This window comes from Arthrobacter subterraneus, assembly GCF_900099735.1.
In the GTDB taxonomy this organism is placed as follows: Bacteria; Actinomycetota; Actinomycetes; order Actinomycetales; family Micrococcaceae; genus Arthrobacter_D; species Arthrobacter_D subterraneus.
Map to the genome: position 1 here is coordinate 1 of NZ_FNDT01000051.1, position 1,764 is coordinate 1,764.

1 protein-coding gene is annotated in these 1,764 nt (G+C 64.5%); it reads right to left on the minus strand.

Annotated elements, in window-relative coordinates; translation table 11 throughout:
* Window positions 1–20 precede the first annotated feature (20 nt).
* Window positions 21–1,649, minus strand: a complete 1,629-nt coding sequence (locus tag BLS52_RS18150) for an IS1634 family transposase (protein WP_090588587.1) — start codon at window positions 1,647–1,649, stop codon at window positions 21–23.
* Window positions 1,650–1,764: the final 115 nt, after the last annotated feature.

Sequence of the window (1,764 nt, forward strand, 5' to 3'; positions counted from 1 at the left end):
GCCTGAGTTGGCTCATTGGCTTAGTGCGTGAGTTTGGGGTGTTGAAGCGCGTTGAGGATGGCTTGTTTCTCGGCGGGGATTTCGGGCGGGAAGGTCTGGTGGGCGCCGTTGATCGCGATGGTCGCTGAGCGTAGCGGCCGGAGCTGTTTGACGATGTTCCCGATCGCGAGACCTGTGAGCTGTTGAGCCCGGCGTGCGACGGCCAGCGCGGTGAAAACGATGGTCAGGTGCGCTTCGATTGCGTCCTTTTGCCGGTGGAACATGGGCCTGGCCCGCAGGTCCGTCTTGCTCATCCGGAACGACTGCTCCACCCGCCACAGGTCGTGATAGGAAGAGATGACTTCCCCGGCAGGCATGATGGCCGCGGGAATGTTGGTGACGTAGCCCTTCAACCCGACGAGCCGGCGAGCCCGTTCGAGGGCTTTGGCGTCGAGGGACCGACCGGAACTGGTGGTCCTGACGAAGCGCACGTTTTTGGCCTGCTTCTCACCGTCGATGATGGCTTTGGCACGGTTTTCCTGCAGGGTCAGGGTCCGCTCATCCCGCACGGTGCGTTTACGGGAATACGCCCAAACGGCCCGCCAATCCTTCGGATGGGTTACGGGATCCCAGACCGGTTCGGCCCGCCGGTTGGTATCGCGTCTGCTGCCGCCGTGACGGGGTGTGATGGTGTCGATGATCTGCCCGTCATCGAACGCGTCCCCGTGCCACCGGAAATGGCCCTCGAGGTCTCCGGGGGCTTTGGTCTGCCGGGAACCGACGATGAACCGCAACCCGGCCTCGTCCAGGGCGCCCAGGTTGCTGGCCGAGAGCATTCCGGCGTCGGCGACTACGACCATGTCCACGAGCCCGTGCCGGTCCTGGAACTGGCGGATGATCGGAATGATGGTCGCGGTCTCTGCTTTGTTGCCCTCGAAGCAGCCGATCTCCAGCGGGAATCCTGCCCGGTCCACGAGCAGACCCACGACGATCTGCGGGTCCACCCGGCGTTCCTTGGAATAGCCGACCTTGCGCAGGTCGTCCTCTTTCTCGGCCTCGAAATACAAGGTGGTCACGTCGTATAAGACCAGGGACACATCCCCGTTGGTGGCGGCGTGAGCGAAGCACGCCTCGGCGACCGTCGACCGGTAGTCACCGGCCGCTACCTTGGCCAGGCAGCGTTTCATCGTCGCGTAGCTCGCCGGTTCCCTGCCCAGATCCCGCAGCACCCTGCCGGCGTCCAGCAGCGAGGTTGGCTCCACGATCCGGGCGATCACCAGATCGGTGAAGGTCTCATCACCGACGGCATCGAAGCCCAGCGAGGTGAGCACCTGTCTCAGCGACTCGAAAAGCAGCCGGCTCTCGGTTCCCACCACCCGGGCAGGACCACCACGTACAGGCTCCCGGCCGGCAGGATCCTGGAACAAGACCGGTGATGCAGGAGGCGGGGCCATCGCGGCCACTCGTGGGGACGGTTCAATCCCGAGATCCAGCACCGCCTGGGACGGTGATTCCAGCAGCTCACGCGCCTGAGCCAGCAACAGGCCCAGCTCCGCTTCGGTATGCGCCGACCCAACATGCTCCACGATCCGCTGACGCCCGCCGGCATACTCCGCGATCTGCACAGCCGTCGCCCCGGACGCTGTCCGAACCCGCCTGATAAACGCCACCCACGAAGACTAAAACACCCTGCCCTTAGTGCGTGAAAAACGCACTAAGGGCAGACATCACCGCAGGTCACAGCCGCGCGCCCCCAGAAGACCGGGATCCGTGAGCCAAGTCAGG